The sequence below is a fragment of the Nocardioides anomalus genome, assembly GCF_011046535.1.
Lineage (GTDB): Bacteria > Actinomycetota > Actinomycetes > Propionibacteriales > Nocardioidaceae > Nocardioides > Nocardioides anomalus.
This window is the reverse complement of sequence record NZ_CP049257.1, coordinates 3,273,001-3,294,386: the sequence shown is the minus strand read 5'-3', so window position 1 is coordinate 3,294,386 and position 21,386 is coordinate 3,273,001. Positions and strand designations below refer to the sequence as shown.

20 protein-coding genes and 1 pseudogene are annotated in these 21,386 nt (G+C 72.4%); 14 read left to right on the top strand and 7 right to left on the bottom strand.

From position 1 onward, the window contains the following. Positions 1-119: 119 nt before the first annotated feature. From G5V58_RS16555 to G5V58_RS16545, 3 genes are all read left to right on the top strand, one after another. Complete coding sequence (locus G5V58_RS16555; RefSeq protein WP_165235089.1) at positions 120-1,046, top strand: hypothetical protein; 927 nt, start codon at positions 120-122, stop codon at positions 1,044-1,046. 213 nt (positions 1,047-1,259) lie between these two features. Further along, positions 1,260-1,898, top strand: coding sequence for a hypothetical protein (locus tag G5V58_RS16550; RefSeq protein ID WP_165235086.1), 639 nt, complete (start codon positions 1,260-1,262; stop codon positions 1,896-1,898). A gap of 188 nt (positions 1,899-2,086) precedes the next feature. Beyond that, a complete protein-coding gene (locus G5V58_RS16545; protein WP_165235083.1) occupies positions 2,087-2,608 on the top strand; it encodes a GNAT family N-acetyltransferase in 522 nt (173 codons plus the stop codon). Between the two features lie 46 nt (positions 2,609-2,654). Here the strand turns inward: G5V58_RS16545 and G5V58_RS16540 are convergent, their stop codons facing one another. Next, positions 2,655-3,149, bottom strand: coding sequence for a DUF5956 family protein (locus tag G5V58_RS16540; protein ID WP_165235080.1), 495 nt, complete (start codon positions 3,147-3,149; stop codon positions 2,655-2,657). Positions 3,150-3,349: 200 nt separating this feature from the next. On the opposite strand from G5V58_RS16540, the gene G5V58_RS16535 reads away from it, so the two are divergent. Continuing rightward, on the top strand, positions 3,350-3,949 hold the full coding sequence (locus tag G5V58_RS16535) for a YdeI/OmpD-associated family protein (protein WP_165235077.1): 600 nt from the start codon (positions 3,350-3,352) through the stop codon (positions 3,947-3,949). A 30-nt stretch (positions 3,950-3,979) separates the two neighbouring features. Here G5V58_RS16535 and G5V58_RS16530 read toward each other — a convergent pair whose 3' ends face one another. Then, positions 3,980-4,324, bottom strand: coding sequence for a winged helix-turn-helix transcriptional regulator (locus tag G5V58_RS16530; RefSeq protein ID WP_230486690.1), 345 nt, complete (start codon positions 4,322-4,324; stop codon positions 3,980-3,982). Between the two features lie 64 nt (positions 4,325-4,388). Between G5V58_RS16530 and G5V58_RS16525 the strand changes: the two genes are divergently transcribed. The 4 genes from G5V58_RS16525 to G5V58_RS16510 all read left to right on the top strand — a co-directional run bounded on the left by G5V58_RS16525 (position 4,389) and on the right by G5V58_RS16510 (position 9,786). Continuing rightward, positions 4,389-6,650, top strand: a complete 2,262-nt coding sequence (locus G5V58_RS16525; RefSeq protein WP_165235074.1) for an LLM class flavin-dependent oxidoreductase — start codon at positions 4,389-4,391, stop codon at positions 6,648-6,650. Positions 6,651-6,797: 147 nt separating this feature from the next. Further along, on the top strand, positions 6,798-8,099 hold the full coding sequence (locus G5V58_RS16520) for an ABC transporter substrate-binding protein (RefSeq protein WP_165235071.1): 1,302 nt from the start codon (positions 6,798-6,800) through the stop codon (positions 8,097-8,099). Next, positions 8,099-8,977, top strand: coding sequence for a carbohydrate ABC transporter permease (locus G5V58_RS16515; RefSeq protein ID WP_165235068.1), 879 nt, complete (start codon positions 8,099-8,101; stop codon positions 8,975-8,977). Before G5V58_RS16520 ends, G5V58_RS16515 begins: the two co-directional genes overlap by 1 nt. Further along, positions 8,974-9,786, top strand: a complete 813-nt coding sequence (locus G5V58_RS16510) for a carbohydrate ABC transporter permease (protein WP_230486689.1) — start codon at positions 8,974-8,976, stop codon at positions 9,784-9,786. The genes G5V58_RS16515 and G5V58_RS16510 overlap by 4 nt, the downstream gene beginning before the upstream one ends. 29 nt (positions 9,787-9,815) lie before the next feature. Here the strand turns inward: G5V58_RS16510 and G5V58_RS16505 are convergent, their stop codons facing one another. After that, on the bottom strand, positions 9,816-10,811 hold the full coding sequence (locus tag G5V58_RS16505) for a M23 family metallopeptidase (RefSeq protein ID WP_165235065.1): 996 nt from the start codon (positions 10,809-10,811) through the stop codon (positions 9,816-9,818). 212 nt (positions 10,812-11,023) lie between these two features. Here G5V58_RS16505 and G5V58_RS16500 point away from each other — a divergent pair, with 212 nt between their 5' ends. The 3 genes from G5V58_RS16500 to sucD all read left to right on the top strand — a co-directional run bounded on the left by G5V58_RS16500 (position 11,024) and on the right by sucD (position 13,450). After that, positions 11,024-11,296 carry a hypothetical protein gene (locus G5V58_RS16500; RefSeq protein WP_165235062.1) on the top strand — a complete coding sequence of 91 codons (273 nt, stop codon included), beginning with the start codon at positions 11,024-11,026 and terminating at the stop codon, positions 11,294-11,296. Between the two features lie 93 nt (positions 11,297-11,389). After that, on the top strand, positions 11,390-12,553 hold the full coding sequence (gene sucC / locus G5V58_RS16495) for an ADP-forming succinate--CoA ligase subunit beta (RefSeq protein WP_165235059.1): 1,164 nt from the start codon (positions 11,390-11,392) through the stop codon (positions 12,551-12,553). A 15-nt stretch (positions 12,554-12,568) separates the two neighbouring features. Continuing rightward, the gene (sucD, locus tag G5V58_RS16490) at positions 12,569-13,450 is read left to right on the top strand and encodes a succinate--CoA ligase subunit alpha (RefSeq protein ID WP_165235056.1); all 882 of its coding nucleotides are present in this window, start codon (positions 12,569-12,571) and stop codon (positions 13,448-13,450) included. Between the two features lie 4 nt (positions 13,451-13,454). Here sucD and G5V58_RS16485 read toward each other — a convergent pair whose 3' ends face one another. From G5V58_RS16485 to G5V58_RS16470, 4 genes are all read right to left on the bottom strand, one after another. Further along, a complete protein-coding gene (locus G5V58_RS16485; RefSeq protein ID WP_165235053.1) occupies positions 13,455-14,108 on the bottom strand; it encodes a hypothetical protein in 654 nt (217 codons plus the stop codon). Between the two features lie 47 nt (positions 14,109-14,155). Further along, a complete protein-coding gene (locus tag G5V58_RS16480; RefSeq protein WP_165227618.1) occupies positions 14,156-14,986 on the bottom strand; it encodes a hypothetical protein in 831 nt (276 codons plus the stop codon). After that, entirely contained in the window at positions 14,979-15,506 is a 528-nt protein-coding gene (locus G5V58_RS16475) for an RNA polymerase sigma factor (protein ID WP_165235050.1), read from the bottom strand. The genes G5V58_RS16480 and G5V58_RS16475 overlap by 8 nt, the downstream gene beginning before the upstream one ends. A 109-nt stretch (positions 15,507-15,615) precedes the next feature. Next, complete coding sequence (locus G5V58_RS16470; RefSeq protein ID WP_165235047.1) at positions 15,616-17,541, bottom strand: SigE family RNA polymerase sigma factor; 1,926 nt, start codon at positions 17,539-17,541, stop codon at positions 15,616-15,618. Between the two features lie 179 nt (positions 17,542-17,720). On the opposite strand from G5V58_RS16470, the gene G5V58_RS16465 reads away from it, so the two are divergent. The 3 genes and pseudogenes from G5V58_RS16465 to purH all read left to right on the top strand — a co-directional run bounded on the left by G5V58_RS16465 (position 17,721) and on the right by purH (position 21,368). After that, positions 17,721-19,160: a cell division protein PerM gene (locus G5V58_RS16465; protein ID WP_196240519.1), complete on the top strand. Its 1,440-nt coding sequence runs from the start codon at positions 17,721-17,723 to the stop codon at positions 19,158-19,160. A 17-nt stretch (positions 19,161-19,177) separates the two neighbouring features. Continuing rightward, a pseudogene (gene purN / locus G5V58_RS16460) lies at positions 19,178-19,800 on the top strand (phosphoribosylglycinamide formyltransferase). Next, positions 19,797-21,368, top strand: a complete 1,572-nt coding sequence (purH, locus tag G5V58_RS16455) for a bifunctional phosphoribosylaminoimidazolecarboxamide formyltransferase/IMP cyclohydrolase (RefSeq protein ID WP_165235045.1) — start codon at positions 19,797-19,799, stop codon at positions 21,366-21,368. The pseudogene purN and the gene purH overlap by 4 nt, the downstream one beginning before the upstream one ends. The last annotated feature ends 18 nt before the right edge of the window (positions 21,369-21,386 follow it).

The window sequence follows — 21,386 nt, the reverse complement described above, 5'->3', positions numbered from 1 at the left end:
CAAACTGGCCCCGATCGCGCTCCCTTGGATCACAACCACGCCTGCGAGTTGAGCGCCTGCGCTACCTCCTGGCCTGGTTGCGGACAAGATGTCCGAGAGAGCAACTCCGAGGAGGTGACGTGACCGTGGGCGACGCGGAGAAGTTGGCTGGTGCGATGGGTATCGCCTCCTGGAAGGTTCGCATGACTCTGCGGGAGTACGCGACTTCAGCCCGGCGCACGGACGTGATGATCGCCAAGGCGGCTGGCCTGGCGGTGACGAGTCATTTCGAGCCCTGGTCTATCAGCGAGGTCGGGATATCGGATGCAGCGATGGCAGCTCTCTGGCGGCACGGCCCAGACGGCGGGGCCTACGCGATTACGTCGAAAGCCGAGGCATACCTGCTAGGCGGCGATTTGGCAATAGTCGATCGCTCAAAGAAGTTGCGGATCTACCAAGCCAAGGTGGTTCAAAGGATCGATCGAACGACAAACGAATACGTGCTTAAGTCGGGACTCACTGCGGCACACAGTTACCTGCTCAATACAACGCCATTCACCTGGGATGGTCAGCAACGGCAGAAGGAGGGATATTTAGCCCTGTATCAAACAGGCCTGCCGCCTGTTCACGGCAAACGTGTGCCCCGTCGGAGTAATTGGTGGGCACGGACTGCAGGCTCGTGGAATTCTCCGGCGCTCGGCGCGGTCTACTTCTGGGACATGATGGCGGCGGCCTCTGGCGCATCTGCCCGGATGGCTTCGGCACGCGGCATCATGGCCGCGCCCGTCCCCCCGCTCCCAGCGCCTGCGGAGGTGACTCGGCTCCCCGTCGCTAAGAGTTGGCCCTGGGAGTACGGAATCTCACCGGCCGCAAGCTCTGTAACGAAGAAGCTGCGGGGCGCTCGCTTACCAAACGCCGACCGCCGGAGGGGCGGCCTGCGGCTCATACCGCTTGATGACTCTTCCGAGCCTCGAATGGACGCCGAGGCCCGCGCGGACTTTGTCTCGGCGTTGCTAGAGCAGTTCTATCTCGACAGGCCCACGTCGCTCACGGTCGTCTTTCTTTAGTGGTCGAGCGCGTAAGCACGCCTGGGTGTCGGCGCGATATACCGATCGAGCAAACCGTGGCCCGACTTCGAAGATAGAACTCGGACAAGCGCGGGCGTCGCAGCGGTAGGCATCCTGGCCGCCAACCTCTCTCGGCTCGGGCGGGCTATCGGTATCGAGCGTCATCCCGCCGCGTAGGATAGGTCTACGGCCAATAGGTGGCAGGCTTCACGCATGGGGATGATCGGCAACCGGCTACCGCTGACCGATGTCATGAGCCGGCTGGCATACGCGAGACCCGTGTTTCACTCCGAGGCTGACTTTCAGTTCGCTTTCGCGCAAACGGTCTGGTCCATGGACCCCGATATCAAGCTTAGACTCGAGGTGCCAGCTCGCAATCCATTGACTCGGAGAGCCGAGTACATCGACTTGGTGTGCATCGGAGACTCCGTGACTCGCGTCGAGTTTAAGTACGCCACGCGAAAGTGGGAAGGCACCGATGGCATCACGGACGAACTGTTCCTGCTGCGCGATCATGCGGCGATGGACTTAGCTCGGCACGGCTTCGTCCACGACGTGTTTCGCCTCGAGCGCCTCACCGCGGATGGTGACAGCAACGGCCTCGCAATCATGCTTACTAACAGCCCAAGTCTATGGAACCCCGGCGCCGCTACGTCACGCGACGCCGCCTTTCGGATCGACGAAGGACGAACGCTGACCGGCGAACTCTCATGGGGTACTCCGGATAGCCCGTACCCAAAGAACGACCGCACCCTCGGCGGACGGTACACGGCTCACTGGCGTGACTTCAGCACACCGGTAGGTTCCGAGTTCCGATGGCTGGGTTGGACAATCACTTCTCCAGCATCGTGACCGGGTGACGATGCGGAGCCTCGGTGCGTCCTACCACCGCAAATGACCTGGCCCCTGGCGCACCGACCTGCCGCGATGCGTCGCTGTTGGAAGGCGTAAACAATGCGGCTTTGGTCGAGCACCAGTGGGTGGCCGCGTGCTGGGGCACGCCTAGACAGGGCTGTTGGTGAGGCACCTAGCCTGGCTGGATGGTGGAGCTCGTCCGGCCGTCAGTTGGGCTGCATGCGGCGTTCGTGGACTGCGTGCGGGAGTGGGGGCCGGGGGAGCACGAGGACGGGTTCGGGTTGGTCGAGGGCGATGAGGTGGAGTCGCCGGAGTGGTTCGCGTCGTACGTCGAGGAGATCACGCGGCTGAGCCACCTGCGGGGGACGCCGTGTCCGCCGCAGCCGCACGCCACGTGGGGGTGGATGGTCGAGGACGGTCGGCTGTTGGGGTCGATCGTGCTGCGGCACGTGTACGACGACAGGCTGGGGCACATCGCCTACGGGGTGCGGCCCTCGGCGCGGCGGAGGGGGCTGGCGTCGTGGGCCACGACGTTGATGCTGTCGGAGGCGCGGGTGGCGCTGGGGCTGTCGGAGGTGCTGATCCCGTGCCTGGCCGACAACGCGGCCTCGGCGGCCACGATCGAGTCGGTGGGTGGGGTGCTGGAGGGGATCCGGCCGAACGCCGAGGGCGTCCTGTCACGGCGGTACTGGGTGCCGACGGGGTGAGCCCGGCCGCCGCGGTCGGAGCGTCTGGTGTCGCTGACGACGGAGCTCAGACGGAGAACGCCTGGCGCACGCGCGACCTGGTGAAGTCGGCGAGCTCGCTGTCGGCGAGCACGTCGTGGTGCACCGCCCAGTCACGGAGGAGGTCGCTGAGGAACCCGTCCACAGAGGGCCACGGTCCGGCCATGCGCACGAACCACAGTCGTCCGAAGGGACGGGGAGGAAAGCCGCACTCCGCCAGGATCGCGTTCTGACTGGCCTCGACGTCGGCGTAGGTCCACGCGCTCCACGGTGTCCGGCCCGTCGTGCCGTCCGAGCTGGAGTACGTCGAGTGCCTGATGCGACGATCCGGCGTCCACGCCCGGTGAGCACGGGGCCACACCGCCGGCAGGAAGCACCACAGCGGCGCTTCGCTCACCGGCTCCCAACCGCGCGCCCGGGCCTCGCGAACCTCGGGGAGCTCCTCGACGTCGTCGGTGACGACTCCCACTCCTGGGTGGCTCTCGGACAGGCTCAGGGCCTCGCCACCGTCCCACGGATCCACAGGCACATCTGACCACCGGGACCGGTGCGCACGCCATGTCGTCCCGGTGGGCACGGTCTGCGTAGTCCGCGGTCCCGCGGTCCCGCGGTCCCGCGGTCCCGCGGTCCCGCGGTCCCGCGGTCGTTGCGGTGTGGCCTTGGGGTGTGGCGGACGGGCTCGTGGCCCCTGACCTCACCTCAGGGGGCGGCTACCCTCCGTCCATGCCGGCGGTGGAGCTGGAGGAGCTGGTCGTCGTTGATGCGGCGGCGTTGCGGGCGTGGTTGCAGGAGCACCACGCGAGCTCGCCGGGGGTGTGGCTGGCGTTGACGCGCAAGGGCGGGACGGTCACGTCGTTGACGTGGCAGCAGGCGGTGGACGAGGGCCTGTGCTTCGGGTGGATCGACGGGCAGGGGCGCAAGCGGGACGCGGAGACGTCGTACGTGCGGTTCACGCCGCGTGGTGCGCGGAGCGTGTGGTCGCGGCGCAACACCGAGCACGTCGCGCGGCTGTCGTCGGCGGGGCTGATGACGCCGGCGGGGTTGGCGGCGGTGGAGGCGGCTCGCGCTGATGGGCGGTGGGAGGCGGCGTACGCCCCGCCGTCGGAGGTGGAGGCGCCGGAGGACCTGGTGGCGGCGATCGCGGCGGTGCCGGAGGCGCAGGCGATGTGGGAGGTGCTGACCAAGACCAACCGGTTCGCGCTGATCTACCGGGTGAGCGCGGTGAAGCGGGCGGAGACGCGGTCACGCAAGATCGCGGAGTCCGTGGCGATGCTCGCGCGGCACGAGACGCCGCACCCGCAGAAGGCGCGGCCGGGCGGCTGACCTGACCCCGAGGTCGTTGGTTTGGTCTCCCTAGTCGTGCCAGCGCAGGTGGTAGGTCATCAGGGGCTGCATGGCGGCGAGGAGGTCGCGGCCGCGGGGGGTGAGGCGGTAGCGGACCGAGACGGGCGTGGTAGGGACGACCTCGCGCTCGACGAGGTCGTGGGCCTCGAGCTCGCGCAGGCGGGCGGTGAGGAGGCGGGGGGAGAGGCCGTCGACGGCGGCCTCGACCTCGCTGAAGCGGGAGGCGCCGCGGCCGAGGGCGAGCATGATGGCGCCTGTCCAGCGGCGGCCGACGAACTCCAGGCTCGACGTGGCCTCGCGGCAGGTGGCGTCGCTGATGAGGGGCCGGTCGACGGGCCGCTTGGTGGTGGGCACTTACTCAGAGTAACCCACTTACCTGAGATTGTCCGCTCGGTGTGGGGGTAGCCATGCTGGTGGCATGCCCGACTACGGCCACCCGCTGCGCTTCGGCACCTTCGTCACGCCCACGGCTGCCTCGCCGCAGCGCCCGGTCGAGCTGGCCGTGCTGAGCGAGTCGCTCGGCTTCGACCTGGTGACCTTCCAGGACCACCCCTACCAGCCGGCGTTCCTCGACACCTGGACGCTCATGTCGTACGCCGCCGCGCGGACCTCGCGCATCCAGCTGTCCGGCAACGTGCTCAACCTGCCGCTGCGGCCGCCGGCGGTGCTGGCCAAGTCGGTGGCCAGCCTGGACCTGCTGTCCGGGGGGCGGGTGGCGCTCGGCCTGGGCGCGGGTGGGTTCTGGGACGCGATCGAGGCGTACGGCGGCACCCGGTTGGAGCCGGGGGAGGCCGTCGACGCCCTGGAGGAGGCGCTGCGGGTCATCCGTGGGGTCTGGGACACCTCCGACCGGTCGGTGCTGGCCGTCGACGGTGTGCACCACCGGGTGCACGGGGCCAAGCGCGGGCCGGCGCCCGCGCACGAGGTGCCGATCTGGCTGGGCGCGCTCAAGCCGCGGATGCTGCGGCTGATCGGGCGGGCGGCGGACGGGTGGCTGCCGTCGCTGCCCTACCTCCAGCCCGGCGACCTCGAGCGGGGGATGCAGGTCATCGACGCAGCGGCGCGCGAGGCCGGTCGCGACCCCGCAGAGGTGGTGCGGCTGCTCAACGTCACGCCGGACACCGGCGCGGACGAGCTGGTCCGGCTCGCCGTGGAGGACGGCGTCAGCACCTTCATCGTGATGGGCGACGACGAGGGCGGGCTGCAGCGGTTCGCGTCGGTGGCCGAGGAGGTCCGCTCGCGGGTCGGGGAGGCCCGCTCGGCCTCCGGGGTGCGTGAGCGCGGCCGGGTGCGCGGGCCGTCGGCGCTGGCCCGGCGCCTGCCCGGGATCGGGTACGACGAGCTGCCGGCGTCGTTGGCCGAGCGGGCGGTCGAGCCGGGCGACCCGGGGTACGCGCGCTACCGCTCGAGCTACCTGCGCGGCGGCGCGCCCGGGCTGGTGCTGCGACCGCGCGACGTCGCGGAGGTGCGGGACGCGCTCGCGGTCGCGCGGGCGCACCGCGAGCTGCCGCTGGGCATCCTCAGCGCCGGGCACGGCATCTCCGGCCGCTCGCTCAACCGCGGTGGCCTGGTCATCGACGTCAGCGCGCTCGACGGCATCGAGGTCCTCGACGCCGAGACCGGACGGGTGCGGCTCGGGCCGGGGGCCCGGTGGGCCGACGTGGCCCGCACGCTCGCGCCGTACGGCCTGGCCATCTCGAGCGGCGACTACGGCGGCGTGGGCGTCGGCGGCCTGGCCACCGCGGGCGGTGTGGGGTGGTTCGCGCGCAGCCACGGGCTGACCATCGACCACCTGACCGCGGTCGAGGTGGTGCTGGCCGACGGCCGGGTGGTGCGCGCGAGCGCGGAGGAGGAGCCCGACCTGTTCTGGGCGGTGCGGGGAGCCGGCGCCAACTTCGGCATCGCCACGTCCTTCGAGCTCACCGCCGCGCGGGTCGGCACCGTCGCCTTCGCCCAGCTGGCCTTCGACGCCAGCGACACCCCGGCCTTCCTGGGGCGGTGGGGTGCGGCGCTCGAGGCGGCGGACCGCAGCGTCACCGGCCAGGTCATCCTCGGCGCCCGGCGGGGCGGCCAGCGGATCGCCCAGGCGATGCTGGTCGTCGAGTCCGACGACCCCGACACCGTCGTCGCGCGGCTGCAGCCCGTCGCCGACGTCGCGCCGCTGCTGCAGCAGAACGTGGTGCTCACGACCTACGACCAGGTGATGACGCTGTTCAGCAGCGACGAGCCGCAGCAGGGCCAGGGCGAGCCGCGCGCCCACTCCGGTCTCGCCGACCACCTCTCGCCGGCGCTCGCCGCCGAGGTGGCCGGGCTGCTGGACGAGGGCGTGTCGTACTTCTTCTCGATCCGGGCGGTCGGTGGCGCGGTCGCCGACGTGCCCAGCTCCGCGACGGCGTACGCCGGGCGCAGTGCGGCGTTCTCGCTGGCGGCGTTCGGGGCCGGGTCCGGCTTCGACGCGGCCTGGGAGCGGCTGGTCCCGCACCTGTCGGGCAGCTACCTCAGCTTCGAGACCGGCACCGGTCCGCTGTGGGTGGAGCGGGCCTTCCCGCCGGCGCACCTGGCCCGGCTGCGCGCACTCAAGCGCCGCTACGACCCGACGGCGCTGTTCCGCGACAACTTCGCCATCTCCCCGGCCGAGGAGGTCGGGGCGACCGCCGCGCTCGAGGGGCCGGCCGCCTGAGGGTCGCCCACCACCCGCACGGGTGAAGTGGGGTGTCGACGCCGCCGTGAGTGGTGCAGACTGTCCAGGTCCAGCGGACGAACCTGCACACGTTGCACAACGACGCTCTCGGGGACGGCTCGGTCGTCTCGCTCAGGAAGGCTGACCATGCACCTGTCCCGCCGCCGACTCCTCGGCACCACCTCGGCCCTGGCCGGCGCCGCCGCGCTCTCCTCGTGCGGCTTCACCGGCTCCGACGACGACAGCGACGGCGACGGGGGCACGGCCAGCGGCACGCTCACCTTCACGACCTGGGGCACCGAGAGCGAGCTGGCCGGCTTCCGCTCCGCGATCGAGTCGTTCCAGAAGTCCTCGGGCGCCACGGTGAAGCTCAACGCGGTGCCCTACGAGCAGATGTTCACCAACATCGACGCTCAGATCCAGGCCGGGAACCCGCCGGACGTGTTCCGGGTGCCGTACTACACCTTCGGGGCGTACGCCGGCGCCGGGCAGCTGCTCGACCTCAGCTCGCACCTGGAGTCCGGGTTCGCGGACCGGTTCACCCCGCAGGCGTGGGCGGCGGTGCAGAACAGCGGGTCGCCGTTCGGCGTGCCCCACCACACCGACACCTCGGTGATCCTCTACAACCAGGACCTGCTGTCCTCGGCCGGGATCGACGCGGTGCCCACCACGCTCGACGAGGCGTGGACCTGGCAGGAGTTCCAGCAGGTGGCCCAGCAGCTGCGCCAGGCCCTGCCCGACGACACGTACCCCTTCGCCTACAACTGGCAGGGCAACGGCGTCACCCGCTGGCTGAGCTGGCTGTTCGAGGCCGACGGCCGCTTCCTCAGCGACGACCTCGCGACCGCGGCGATCGACTCCGACGCCGGCCGGGCCGCGGTCGAGTTCACCCAGGGCTTCTTCCCGGCGGGGCTGGTGCCGCCGAACTCGTCGGTGAAGTCCACGACCTACGCGGCCGACCTCTGGTACGGCCAGACCGTGGCCATGACCTTCGGCGGCGCGTTCCTGCTCCCCGACACCGACGCCACCGTCGACTTCGAGTGGGGCGCCACGTTCTCGCCGCGCGACGTGCGCGCGGGTGGCGACTTCGGCGGCAACGCGCTGGTCGCGACCAAGGGCGCGGACCCCGAGCTGGCCGCGGCGTTCTTCGCCCACGTCACCGACGCCGAGCAGATGCGCGACTTCTGCGCCGGTGCCTCGCTGCTGCCGACCCGGGCCGACCTGGTCGAGGACGGCATCGACTTCGACGTCCGCCCGGACCTGTCACCGGTGTTCGTCGGCCAGGCCAGCACGGTGCAGGCCCAGGACTCCGGTCAGGTCGCCTCGCCGTCGATGTCGAAGATCATCGCCGTGCTGCAGGACCAGCTCGAGGCGGCGTTCGTCGGCGGGCAGGACGTGGAGACCACCATCGCGGGGCTGAGCGACGGGATCCAGCAGGCCGTCGCCTGATGAGGAGCTCGGCGCGGGTCGAGGCGCGTGCGGCGTACGGGTTCGTCGGGCCGTCGGTGGTCCTGCTCGGGCTGTTCGTCTTCGTCCCTCTGGCCTGGGCGCTGCTCATCAGCCTGCAGCGCACCGACGGCTTCGGCTCGGGGACCTTCGTCGGCCTCGACAACTACACGCGGCTGCTCGGCGACGACCGGTTCTGGCGCTCGGCGGGCAACACGGTGCTCTTCACCGCGCTGGTCACCCCGCTGTCCATGCTCGGCGGGCTCGGCGCCGCGCTGCTGCTGGACTCCGCGCTGCCGGCGCGTCCGGTCTTCCGCAGCCTGCTGATCCTGCCGATGGCGGTCTCGGGCGTGGCCACGGCGCTCATCGGCCTGCTGTTCTTCGACGAGAACACCGGGGTCCTGGACAGCGTGTTGAGCAGCCTGCACCTGCCCGAGGCCTCGTGGCAGTCCGGGAGCGTGCCCGCCTTCGCCTCCGTCGTGCTGGTGACGCTGTGGTGGCGGGTCGGGTTCAACATGCTGATCTACCTGACCGCGCTCCAGGGCGTGGACCCGCTGCTGCACGAGTCCGCGATGCTCGACGGCGCCTCGTGGTGGCAGCGGCTGCGGCACGTCACCGTGCCGGCGCTGCGCCCGGCGACGTTCTTCCTGCTCGTGGTCAACGTGATCTTCTCCTTCCAGGTCTTCGACGTGGTCTTCGTGCTCACCGGCGGCGGCCCGCGCGACGCCACCTCGGTGCTGGTCACCTACGCCTACGACCAGGGCTTCGCCCAGCGCGACCAGGGGTACGGCGCCGCGCTCGGCATGGTGCTGCTCGTCGTCACGCTGGCCTTCACCGGCGTGCAGTGGCGCCTGGGCCGCGGACGGGACGCCGACCAGTGAGGCTCGCCGTCGTCGTCCGCACCCTCGCCGCGACCCTGGTCGGGCTGGTCATCGTCTTCCCGCTGTACTGGATGGTCGTGGTCGCGCTCTCCAGTCGCCGCGACCTGCTGGCCGGCCGGGTCGGGGTCGTGCCCGACGCGCTCACCCTGGAGAACTTCCGTAGGGTCCTCGACTCGTTCCCCGTCACCACGTGGTTCGGCAACTCGGTGGCCATCGCCCTGTCCACCGCGGTGCTCACCGTCGTGACCAACCTGCTCGCGGGCTACGCCTTCGCGCACCTGCGCTTCCGCGGCTCGAGCACGCTGTTCGTGCTCCTGCTCGGCACGCTCGTGCTGCCGGTGCAGGTCATCATGGTCGCGCTGTTCCGCCTGGTCACCGAGCTGCACCTCTACGGCACCTACTGGGCGGTGATCCTGCCGACCTCGGCCTCGGCGCTGGGGGTGTTCCTGAGCCGGCAGTACTTCGTGGGCATCCCGCGCGACCTGCTCGACGCCGCCCGCCTCGACGGGGCGGGGGAGTGGCGCACGTTCACCCGGGTGGTCCTGCCCCTGGCCAAGCCGCTGGTCGCGGTGCTGTTCTTCATGTCGCTGCTGTCGTCGTGGAACGACTTCGCCTGGCCGCTCATCGCGCTCAAGGACAACGACCTGTTCACGCTGCCGATCGGGCTGCTCTACCTGCAGGGCCAGTACGGTCCGGACTACACCGCGACGATGGCCTTCGCGCTCATCAACGTGGCGCCGATGCTCGCGGTGTTCCTGGTCTTCCAGCGCTTCTTCGTGCGCGGGTTCGTGACCTCCGGGCTGCGCTAGGCGGCCCGTCGGCCCGACCGAGGGGCCGATCAGCCCGGCTGGGCCTCGGAGCCGAGGAACAGGCCGTGCTGCTGCATGGCCGGGTAGGGGTCGACCGGGTCACCGCCGCCGGGGCGGACCTCGACGTGCAGGTGCGAGCCGGTCACGTGGCCGGTGGCGCCGACCAGGCCGATGACCTCGCCGCGGGTGATGGTGTCGCCGGGGGAGACCAGGAACGCCGACTGGTGGCAGTACCAGAGCTCGGTGCCGTCCTCGAGCTGCACCACGGTCTTGTTGCCGTAGGAGCCGTCGTACTGCGCGGAGATCACGGTGCCGTTGGCGATGGCGTGGATCTGGTCGCCGGTCTCGCCGTTGAAGTCCAGGCCGGTGTGGTAGCTCGACCAGAGGCCGTACTGGCCGAAGCGGGCCGTCAGGATGACCGGCTCCAGCGGGTAGCCCCAGTTGTCCTTCGCGATGACCTTGGCGTAGCTCTCGGTCTTGTTGGCCAGGTCCTTCAGGGCCCCGTCGCGCTGCTGGGCCAGCGCCTCGGCGGCGTCCTTGAGCTGGGCGCCGGCGGCGTCGGCCTGGGCGTCGCGGGAGGAGTCGCGGGTGACGCTGCCGCCGCCGCGGCTGAGGACCTGGCCCTGGCCACCGGTGCCGCCCAGCGCGGAGGCCGCGTGGGGCACCGCGGTGGTGGTGCCGGTCGAGGCGGGCTGCGGGTCACCCACGGTGACGGCGCCGCCGACGGAGAGCGCGAGCGCGGCGATCCCGAGCAGGACCGGCGCCGACGGCAGGCCCTTGAAGAGGGGGCCGCGACCGCTGGTGCGGGTGGCGCGGCGCTTGCCGCCGCCGCCGTGCGTGGAGGTGGTCGTCGTGGGCTCGGCCCGCAGCATCGGCAGCTGCGCGGTCGGCTCGTGCTCGAACGACGTCGTCTGGTCGGCCGGCTCCAGCTCGCTCAGGACCCGCTCGATGGTGCCCGTGTCGAGAGCGGTCGGCTCCGGTGCTGCCGCCCGGCGGCGCCCGACGTACGTCGAGGTCTCCGGCACGGCGACGTGGTCGACGGGTACGTCGGCGCAGCGGCGGCCCCGAGGGGTCGCGTCAGCCGCGTCCAGGAGCCGAGGCTCAAGCACAGTGAAGGGACCCCCCACGCCGACGACAGGAACAGCGCGCACGACCATAGCGGACGCCGAGGGGCGTCCGAAATCCGTGTGGGCGTGCTTGTGGAACGTGGGGTCGCCCCCATGGTCGACTGCCGGACGTGTCCCCGTCCGGCGTTCGCCTCCTCTACTGCGGTGACGTCCAGACCGGTGCGCGCCGGCTGCGCGACCGCGGGCACGAGGTCGTCGTGCTGCCGGCGGCGGTCACGGTCGACGCGCTCGTCGCCGTGGCGGTCCAGGAGGACGTCGACGTGGTCGCCGTCGAGGATGCCGAGCTGGGCGCGGACGCGGCCGCAGGGCTCGGCGCGGACGTGGTCGTGTTCTGCGTCACGTCGACCACCCGCGACTCCCTGGGCGCCGAAGCGCGGGACTAAGGTGCCGAAGGGCGTCGTGGACGCCGTCACACCGCCGGACTGCTCCGGGACGTCCCGGACTGCAGCGGACCACAGCAGACAAGGACATCCCTCGTGGACCTGATGGAGTACCAGGCGAAGGAGCTCTTCGCCAAGCACGGCGTCGCGACCACTCTCGGCACGGTCGTCACCACCCCGGAGGAGGCGCGGACCGCCGCCGAGGAGTACGGCTTCTGCGTGGTCAAGGCGCAGGTCAAGGCGGGCGGTCGCGGCAAGGCCGGCGGCGTGAAGCTGGCCAAGACGCCCGACGACGCGTTCGAGGCCGCCTCGGCCATCCTCGGGATGCAGATCAAGGGCCTCACGGTCAACCGGGTGCTGGTGACGCCGGCGACGCCGCCGGTGGAGGAGTACTACTTCTCCTTCCTGCTCGACCGCTCCAACCGGCAGTACCTCTGCATCGCCTCCGTCGAGGGCGGGGTCGAGATCGAGGAGGTCGCCAAGACCAACCCCGACGCGGTCAAGCAGATCCCGATCAACCCCGGCACCGGCGTGGACGCCGACAAGGCCCGCGAGATCGCCACCGAGGCCAAGTTCCCCGAGGCCGTCTTCGAGCAGGCCGTGGAGATGATCGAGTCGCTCTACAAGGTCTTCGTCGAGGAGGACGCCACCCTCGTCGAGGTCAACCCGCTGGCCCGGCTCGAGGGCGACCGGCTCGAGGCGCTCGACGGCAAGGTCTCGCTGGACGACAACGCCTCCGAGGTCCGCCACCCCGACCACGAGCAGTTCGAGATCAAGGACGAGACCGACCCGCTCGAGGCCAAGGCCAAGGCCAAGGGGCTCAACTACGTCAAGCTCGACGGCGAGGTCGGCATCATCGGCAACGGCGCCGGGCTGGTCATGTCCACCCTCGACGTCGTCGCGTACGCCGGCGAGGCGCACGGCGGCGTCAAGCCCGCCAACTTCCTCGACATCGGCGGCGGCGCGAACGCCGAGGTGATGGCCAACGGCCTCGACGTGATCCTGGGCGACGAGCAGGTCAAGAGCGTGTTCGTCAACGTCTTCGGTGGCATCACCGCCTGCGACGAGGTCGCCAACGGCATCAAGGGCGCCCTGGAGATCCTCGGCGACAGCGCGACCAAGCCCCTCGTCGTACGACTGGACGGCAACAACGTCGACAAGGGCCGCGCGATCCTCGACGAGCTGAACCACCCCCTGGTCACCCAGGTCCCGACGATGGACGGCGCGGCCGACAAGGCCGCCGAGCTGGCCAACGGCTGAGGACGGAGAAGGAACATGTCGATCTACCTGAACAAGGACTCCAAGATCATCGTCCAGGGCATGACGGGCGGGATGGGCTCCAAGCACACGACGCTCATGCTCGAGGCCGGCTCGAACATCGTCGGCGGCGTCAACGCCCGCAAGGCCGGGACCTCCGTCGAGCTCGGCGGCCAGGAGCTGCTCGTCTTCGGCTCGGTCAAGGAGGCGATGGCCGAGACCGGCGCCGACGTGTCGGTCGTCTTCGTGCCGCCGGCCTTCACCAAGGACGCCTGCCTCGAGGCCATCGACGCCGGCATCGGCCTGCTCGTGGTCATCACCGAGGGCGTGCCCGTGCAGGACACGGCCGAGGTGTGGGCGTACCTCGACGGCAAGAGCACCCGGATGATCGGCCCCAACTGCCCGGGCATCATCACGCCGGGAGAGTCGCTGGCCGGCATCACGCCGCACACCATCGCCGGCAAGGGCCCGATCGGACTGGTCTCCAAGTCCGGCACGCTGACCTACCAGATGATGTACGAGCTGAAGGACTTCGGCTTCACCACCGCCATCGGCATCGGCGGCGACCCGGTCATCGGCACCACGCACATCGACGCGCTCGCCGCCTTCGAGGCCGACCCCGACACCGAGGCGATCGTGATGATCGGCGAGATCGGCGGCGACGCCGAGGAGCGCGCGGCGGCCTACATCAAGGACCACGTCACCAAGCCGGTCGTCGGGTACGTCGCCGGCTTCACCGCCCCCGAGGGCAAGACCATGGGCCACGCCGGCGCCATCGTGTCCGGGTCCTCCGGCACCGCGGCCGCCAAGAAGGAGGCCCTCGAGGCGGTCGGCGTGAAGGTCGGCAAGACCCCGTCGGAGACCGCCGCGCTGATGCGCGAGATCCTGCAGGGCCGCTAGCCCGTCAGTTGACGTCGGCCATCGCCGCGACGACCGGTCGGTCCGCGGCGGTGGCCTCGTCGACGGCGCGCTCCCGGCTGCGGGGGGTGGCGTTGCTCTCGCTGTACTCGTACGACGCCAGCACGGCCCGGCCCACCCGGACCACGTGGAAGACGGTGAGCCCCGGGTCGTAGGCGCCGCCGGCCGCCTCCTGCGGGTAGCGGTCGATCCACGCCACCGAGTCCTCCCCCAGGGCGACGTCGTCGCGCACGGTGTGGTCGACGCCGGACCCGTCGGCCTCCCGCTCCTGCGGGCAGGCGGTGACGGCCGCGCGGGCGCGCGCGACGGCCGCGCTGGCCGCCTTGGCCGTCCGGTAGCGGACCAGGGTGCGCCCGCGGTACCACTCCGGCTCGGTCGCGCGGACCCCGACGAGGGCCCGGGTGCCCTCGCGCGGATCCCACGCCGTGCGGCCGCAGAGCGCGAACCGGGCGACGCCCGGCCGGCTCGTGACGCGGTAGGCCGCGCCGTAGCCGGCGTCGAGGTCGAAGCCCGCCAGGGGTCCGGCCACGAGGGGCGCGGGGCGGGGCGCCGGGTGCGGCGCCTCGCGGGCCGGGGCGGCGCTCGCCGGGGCCGACAGCAGCAGCGCGGCGGACAGGGTCAGCAGGAAGGTGCGGTGCACGTTCCTGGGACCCCGCCCGCCGCGGGTTGGTTGCCGGTGCCCTCCGATCAGCAGCCGTCGACCGAGAAGGTGCACAGGGCGGCGACCGGCTCGGCCGAGGTGGCGACGAGTCGGGCGATCTCCGCGGTGCTGACCTGGTCGCCCCCGGCGGAGCCGAAGGAGTAGTCGACGTAGACCGCGTTGCCGGTGCGGCCGATGACGCTGATCGACAGGTCGCTGAGCAGGCCGTCGTCGTGCTGCACCTGCTCGGTGACGGCGAACGCCTCCTCGGTCCCGAGGCCGACGTCGCCGACGAGCCCGTGGACCATCGTGGTCCCCTGGTTGAGCTTCCGGGGCTCACACGCCTCCACCGCGGACCGGACGGCGGCCAGCTGGTTCTCGGCCGCCGCCGCGTCGGGGTAGACCGCGAGGATCCGGACCCCGCGGTCCTCGGAGTCGGTGCCCTGGTAGGTCGCGACCAGGCTGTCGGTGTAGCCGTCGAAGGACGTCTGGCACCCGGCCGGGACGGCGGGGTCGCCGTCCAGGCTGTGGCTGGTCCGCGCCTGCTCGTCGGCGAAGCCGGCGGTGAGGGGGAAGTCGTCGCGCACCGTGGTGGTCCAGCCGCCGGCCGGCTCGGTCCGCGGCGTGGTGGTCGCGGGCTGGGTGGTCGCGGGCTGGGTGGCGAACGACGGCTCGGTGCCGCGGCCCGGGCCGTCGCCGGCCAGGGCGAGGACCGGCGTACCGATGGCCACGGCCGCGGCCAGCACCCCGCCGGCGGTGGCGAGGGCGGTGCGGCGGCGCCGCAGCCGGTCGCCGCGGCGGCGGATCTCAGAGGCGGGCAGCGTGTCCATGCGAGGCAGTCCCTGGTCGAAGTGGTCGAGGTCGTGGAGGTCAGGCACGGGAGGCTCCGGGTTCGTCGAGGGGGCCGGGCGCCACGGGGAGGTGGTCGTCGGCGAGGAGGACGGCGAGGGCGGCGCGGCCGCGGCTGAGCCAGGCCTTCACCGTCCCCTCGGGGGCACCGACCTCGTGGGCGATCTGCGCCACGGGGAGGTCGGCGATGTGGTGGAGCACCAGCGCGCGGCGCTGGGTCTCCGGCAGCTGCTTGAGCGCCGCCACGACGGCGACGTGCGCCTCGGACGGTGCGGCGGTGCTGGTCGGGAGGCTCACGGCCCGGTCGGCCGGGCGGCGCCCGCGCATGGTGCGGCGCCAGCGGCTGACCGCGAGGCGGTACGCCGTGGTGCGCACCCAGGCCTCGGGGTGCTCGGCCCGGTCGAGGCGGCGGCGGTGCGACCAGGCGCGCACGAACGCCTCCTGCACGCACTCCTGCGCCTCGTCCCGGTCGCCGATCATCGCGTACAGCTGCCCGGTGATCCGGGCGAACGACGCGGTGTAGAAGTCGTCGAACTCGGCTTCGTCCATCATTCCTGCTCTGTGGTGTGGTTCGGTCACCGGCTCTACGCCGGGGTGACCGGTCCGGTTGCAGCAGGGACGAGGATTCCCGAGGACGGGGTCGGTGCGCTCGCGCCGCTCAGGGCGACGTGAGCTGGCCGAGCCGCTCCTGGGCCCGGTGGGCCAGGGCGATGAAGGCCGCCGGGCCGATGCTCACGTCGTCGGCGGGGACGAACGAGAGCTGCGCGACGGCGTTCCCCTCGCGCACCACGGCCATGAGGTAGCGCACCGAGCGCTTCTCGGAGACCTCGACGGTGAGCCGCCACACCGACAGGTCGCGGGGCCCGGTCTCCTCTTGCGCCAGCCGCTCGACGTCGGTGCCGAAGACCTCGTCGGTGCAGCCGTCGAGGGAGGAGCGGATGTCGTCGACGAACCGCTGGGCCTGCTTGCGCGGCAGTGCGCCGGTGGTCTCGGCCAGCCCGAACTCCGGTGGGAGCTCGGCGGCGTCGGGGATGACGAACGTGCGGGTGCGGGCGCCGGTCACGCCCGGCTCGGTGAACGTCGTCTTGTCGCACCGGGTGGCGGCCGGGTTGTCCTGGACCTTGCTGGCCCGGGTGCCGACCCACGGCTGGGTGACGCCGGGCACGGGCGGCAGGTCCGCCTCGACCAGCAGCTCCGGGTGCCGGCCGACGGGGGGCGGCGAGGCCTCCTCGAGCTGCGGTGCGCCCGCGCACTCGCCGTGGTCGGGCAGCGTGCACAGCCCGGTCACCGCGGTGGCCAGCAGCTCGGCGCTGGACTCGAGCACCGCGTCCGGCGGCTCGGCGCCCGGCTCCTTCGGCGCCGGCCGGGTGTCGACCACGGTGGTGGTGAGCCCGCCGGTGCGGGCGACGCCGACGACCTGGGTGGTGGCGGGGTCGTTCCAGGCGCGCAGGACCATCAGCGTGGCCTCGTCGCCGACGCCGACCACACGGCGGGTGGCCAGCAGCTGGACGCGGGGGCTCTCGCACCCGGCGTACCAGTCGACGGTGGTGCGGTAGGTCTTCTCCGCCGCGGTCACGTCGGCGGAGGCCTCGGCGCTCTGCCCGACCGTCGCCGGTCCGGTCGCCTTGGGGGCGCTGGCCGCGGGTGCGGCGGCGGTGAAGGTGCGCACGAGAGCGCCGATGCCCTTGGTGTCGGCGTAGCGGTGGGCCTGGCAGGTGAAGACCAGCCCGTCGCCCTCGGTGTTGGTGCTGGTGGTGCCCTCGGTCCACTGGCCCGGGTAGGCGCCCACCACCTGGTCCAGCGCCAGCAGGGCCTCGGGGGTGAGCGGGTCCGGGGGAGGGGGCGGCGGGGCCGGGGCGCGCGTCGGCGTGGGGCTCGCCGAGCCGTCGAGGATGCCCTTGCTCGCCAGCTCGGGTCGTACGCCGGCCGCGTCGGTCACCAGCGAACCGGACAGCGCGACCGCCGCGACCGCGACCACGACGCCGATCGTGGTGTGCGCGCGGCGCCGGGCCGAGCCGGCCCGCATGAGGATCGACGGGCGGGGCCAGCGGACCTGACCGGCGTCCGGGGCCAGCGCCTCGAGCACGGTGCGGATCGCGGCGGACGGGACGCCGCGGTGCAGCGCGAACTGCGCGCTGGCCGTCTGCAGCTCGCGCTCGGCGGTGGCGCGGGTCACGCCGACCTCCCGGGCCATCCGGTCGACCGGCAGCGAGGTGAGGTGGGTGAGCAGCAGCACCTTGCGCTGGGTGCCGCTCAGCTTGCCGAGGGCGTCCAGGGTCGCCCGGGCCTCGGCGTCGACGTCCTCGCGCCGTGCCCACCACCGCGCCGAGCTGCGCCGCTGCGCGCGCGCCCAGGCCAGCGGGCGCACGTAGTCCTCCGGCTCGTCGAGCCGGGTCACCTTGCGCCAGTGGTGCCAGGCCACGACGAGCGCGTCGCGGACCGCGCGCTGCGAGGCGTGCAGGTCCCCGGTCAGCGCGTAGGTCTGGAGGAGCAACCGCCCGCGGACGTCCTTGTAGAAGGACTCGAAGCCTTCGGGACTGCGCGCGGACGCGGTGCTCGTCCACCGGGGAAGCGTCAGGGACATGGCCGCACCACGGTAGCGAGCCGACCCTGATCCCGCCGAGTCGGCGTGGCACCGTCACCCGGCGCCCCGCGGCGCCGAGGATGGGCCGACATGAGCACCCCACGGCGTTCTGCGGCTCCTCCGCTCCGCTCCTCCGCCCCACAACGCCGCGGGGACCCCGCAACAGCATGACCGCGCTGATGCCCGACCGCACCGGCCCCTCCGCGGAGGAGCTGCGGCGCGACCTGCGCCACCGACGGCCGCTCGTGCTCCTCGCCCCCCTGGCCGGCGCCCTCGCCGCCGCCGCCCCACTCGTGGTCTGCCTGGCCCTCGGCGTGGCGGGGTGGTTCCTCACCGACGCCGGTGCGCACGGCACCCCGCGCGACGGGCTCTGGGTCGGCGCCCTGGCCTGGCTGCTCGCCCACGGCTCCGGCGTGCACGTCGGCGGCGCCCTGGTCTCGGCCATGCCGCTGGGCCTCACGCTCGTCTGCGCCTGGTCCACCTGGCGCACCGGTCACCGCCTCGGCGACTCGATCTCCGGCCACGGCCCCGACGCCCAGCGCCTGGCCGACGGCGAGCGCGACTGGACCGTGCCGGCCGCCGCCGTGCTGTACGCCGTCGGCTACGTCGCCGTCGCCGTCCTCACGCTGCGCCTCGCCGCGACCCCCTCCACCGCGCCGGACCTGTCGCGGGTCGTCACCTTCTCCGTGCTGCTCTGCCTGGTCCTCGGGGCGCCCGCCATCGCCATCGGCTCGGGCCGCGCCGCGATCTGGACCGCCACCCTCCCCGCCTCGGTCCGCGCGACCGCCGCCGCGTGCCGGCGGGTCGTCGCGCTGTGGCTGCTGGTCTGCCTGGTGGCGTTCCTCGCGGCCTTCCTGCTCGACGTCGACACCGCGCTCAACATCGCCTCCCAGCTCGGGACCGACACCTCGGCCAACGTGCAGCTGGCCGTCGTCTCCCTGCTGGTCGTGCCCAACGCGGTCGTGTTCTCCGGCTCCTACCTGCTCGGCCCCGGCTTCACCGTGGGCGTGCACACCCTGGTCTCACCGTCGGTGGTGACCATCGGCGCGCTGCCGATGTTCCCGCTGCTCGCGGCCCTGCCCGACACCGGCCCGACCCCGGCCTGGACCCCCGCCCTCATCGCCCTGGCGCCCCTGGTCGGCGCGCTCGGCGCCATGCGCGCCCAGCGCAGCCACCCGACGTACCGGTGGGAGGAGGGTGCGCTCCACGGTTGCGGCGGCGGCATGCTGGCCGGCGCGCTGTTCGGCGTGCTCGCCCTGCTCGCCGGTGGTGCCGTCGGGCCCGGCCGGATGACCGACGTCGGGCCGCTGGTCGGCGCCGTGCTGGTCCACGCGGTCACGGCCTTCGGTGTCGGCGGACTGCTCGGCGGGCTGGTCGCCACGTTCTGGCAGCGGCGCGGGATGGAGCCGGCGGGTGGGGAACGCCAACCGCTCAACGATTACGTGGTGGGCACATCTCTGAGCGTAGAAGAAGACACACCGCTTAATCGTTTGGCGGTTGGCACACCTGCGGACGCCGACCCCGATGCGGTCGGCGACGGCCCCGACGCGGCCGACGCCGACCCGGACGCGACCCAGGCCACGCTGGCCCCGGTGCCCGAGGAGGACGAGGAGTCCTAGACTCCCGACCTGTGCCGATCCCCTCGTCCGCGGCCGCGCCGGCGCGCGTCGTGGTCCTCGTCTCGGGGAGCGGCACCAACCTCCAGGCCCTGCTCGACGCGGCCGCCGACCCGGCGTACGGCGCGGCGGTGGTCGCGGTCGGAGCCGACCGCGACGGGATCGAGGGCTGGCGCGCGCCGAGCGGGCGGGGCTGCCCACCTTCGTCCACAAAGTCGGGGACTTCGCCGACCGGGACGAGTGGGACCGGGCGCTCACCGAGGCCGTGGTCGCGCACGAGCCGGACCTGGTGGTCTCGGCCGGCTTCATGAAGCTGGTCGGGCCGGCGTTCCTCGGCGCCTTCGGCGGCCGGTTCGTCAACACCCACCCCGCGCTGAGCCCGGCGTTCCCGGGGATGCACGGGGCCGCGGACGCGCTGGCCTACGGGGTCAAGGTCACCGGCTGCACGCTGTTCTTCGTCGACGAGGGCGTCGACACCGGGCCGATCGTCGCGCAGGCGGCGGTCGAGGTGGCCGACGACGACACCGTCGCGTCGCTGCACGAACGCATCAAGGTCGCCGAGCGCCGCGTGCTCGTCGACAGCATCGGCGCGATGGCGCGCCGGGGCTACACGATCCAGGACAGGAAGGTCCGCATCGCATGAGCGACCAGCAGATCCCGATCAGGCGCGCGCTCGTCTCGGTCTACGACAAGTCCGGCCTGGAGGAGCTCGTCCAGGGCCTGCACGCCGCCGGCGTCGAGCTGGTGTCCACCGGCGGCTCGGCCAAGCTCATCGAGGGCCTCGGCCTGCCGGTGACCAAGGTGGAGGAGCTGACCGGGTTCCCCGAGTGCCTGGACGGCCGGGTCAAGACCCTGCACCCCAAGGTGCACGCCGGGATCCTGGCCGACCGTCGTCTGGACTCCCACGTGCAGCAGCTCGAGGAGCTCGGCATCGAGCCGTTCGACCTGGTCGTGTCCAACCTCTACCCGTTCCGCGACACCGTGCTGAGCGGGGCGAGCCCCGACGAGTGCGTCGAGCAGATCGACATCGGCGGTCCGTCGATGGTGCGGGCTGCGGCGAAGAACCACCCGAGCGTCGCCATCGTCACCTCGCCGGCGCGGTACGCCGAGGTGCTGGCGGCGCTCGAGGCCGGCGGCTTCACGCTGGCCCAGCGGCAGCGGCTGGCCGCCGAGGCGTTCCAGCACACGGCGTCCTACGACGTCGCGGTGGCGTCGTGGATGAGCAACGTCCTCACCGACACCTCCGAGGGCACCGGGTTCCCGAGCTGGACCGGCGCGACGTGGGAGAAGGCCGCGGTGCTGCGCTACGGCGAGAACCCGCACCAGCCGGCTGCGCTCTACCGCCACTGGCGCGGCGGGCTGGCCACCGCCGAGCAGCTCGGCGGCAAGGAGATGTCGTACAACAACTACGTCGACGTCGACGCGGCCCGCCGCGCCGCCCACGACTTCGCCGAGCCGGCGGTGGCGATCATCAAGCACGCCAACCCCTGCGGCATCGCGGTCGGCGCGGACGTGGCCGAGGCCTACGTCCGGGCCAACGAGTGCGACCCGACGTCGGCGTTCGGCGGCGTGATCGCGGTCAACCGGCCGGTGTCGGTGGCGATGGCCGAGGCGATGCGCGAGACGTTCACCGAGGCGATCGTGGCGCCGGCGTACGACGACGGCGCGGTCGAGGTGCTGACCTCGCTGCCGCGCGGCGGCAAGAACCTGCGCATCCTGCTCTGCCCGCCCGACGAGCACCCCGACCCGGTCGAGTTCCGCGCGATCAGCGGCGGCGTACTTATGCAGCGCGTGGACCACGTCGACGCCGAGGGCGACGACCCGTCCCGCTGGATCCTGGCCACCGGCGAGGCGGCGCCCGACGACGTGCTGGCCGACCTGGCCTTCGCGTGGAAGGCCTGCCGCGCGGTGAAGTCCAACGCGATCCTGCTGGCCAAGGACGGGGCCTCGGTCGGCATCGGCATGGGCCAGGTCAACCGGGTCGACTCCTGCCGGCTCGCGGTGTCGCGGGCGGGGGAGCGCGCAGCGGGCTCGGTGGCCGCCTCGGACGCGTTCTTCCCGTTCGAGGACGGGCCGCAGATCCTCCTCGACGCCGGCGTCCGTGCCATCGTGCAGCCCGGAGGCTCGGTCCGCGACGAGCTGACCGTCGAGGCCGCGAAGGCGGCCGGCGTGACGATGTACTTCACCGGCACCCGCCACTTCTTCCACTGACCACTCCCGAGCGAGGAC